Source organism: Pseudomonas sp. GW821-FHT12A04 (genome assembly GCF_058807755.1).
In genome coordinates this window covers 1-744 of record NZ_JBXAQZ010000032.1, presented here as the reverse complement: position 1 = coordinate 744, position 744 = coordinate 1, and the positions used below count along the sequence as shown (strand labels likewise).

2 protein-coding genes are annotated in these 744 nt (G+C 54.7%); both read left to right on the top strand.

Annotated features, from left to right (window positions below):
• Positions 1 to 65: 65 nt before the first annotated feature.
• Positions 66 to 371 (top strand): IS3 family transposase, encoded by a 306-nt coding sequence (locus AC1RS8_RS28015; RefSeq protein ID WP_057713040.1) that lies wholly within the window; start codon positions 66 to 68, stop codon positions 369 to 371.
• Positions 368 to 744: IS3 family transposase (locus tag AC1RS8_RS28010; protein WP_493164247.1), on the top strand; the 377-nt coding region annotated here is incomplete at its 3' end. The genes AC1RS8_RS28015 and AC1RS8_RS28010, both read left to right, overlap by 4 nt.

Sequence of the window (744 nt, the reverse complement as noted above, 5' to 3'; positions counted from 1 at the left end):
TGAACTGGCCTAATAATTCCGGACACCTCTTAAGGGCGATATGATTTCGCCAACTTGGAGGTTCCATGAACGAAAGAAAGGTCTATTCACGCGAGTTCAAGCTGCATGCTGCCAGCATGGTGCTTGATGATAACTGCCCGGTTCCAGACGTTTGTGCATCGCTGGATATCGGGCCCACCGCTTTACGGCGTTGGGTCGATCAGGTTCGCAAGGAGCGCGAGGGGCAGCCAGTCAAAGGCACCAAGGCGATTACCGAAGATCAGCGCCAGATCCAGGAACTAAAGGCCAAGATCAAGCGCATGGAAATGGAAGCCGAGATCTTAAAAAAGGCTACCGCTCTCTTGATGTCGGATCCCGATCGTTTTCGATGATTGCGGAACTAAGAGAGTCGTTCCCGACGGCCGTCGTGTGTCGTGTTTTCGATGTAAAGCGCAGCAGCTTTTATGAGTGGCTTCAGCGGCGAGCCCGACCGCGGATCAGGCGCGAAGAGCTCAAGCTCAAAGTGGTTGAACTGCACAGCGAAAGCCGCGAAGCCATGGGTTCCAGAATGATCAGCAAGGGCCTGAAGTCCCAAAACATCGCGATCGGAAGAGGCCTTGTCCGAGCGCTGATGAGGGAGGCCAACATTGTCAGTAAACAACGCCAGCCGCACCCATTCAGATCCAAGGGAGTGGAAGCGTTTGTCGCGCCCAATCGGCTCAAGCGCAACTTCAAACCGGCTGCAGTCGATCAGGTCTGGTGTGG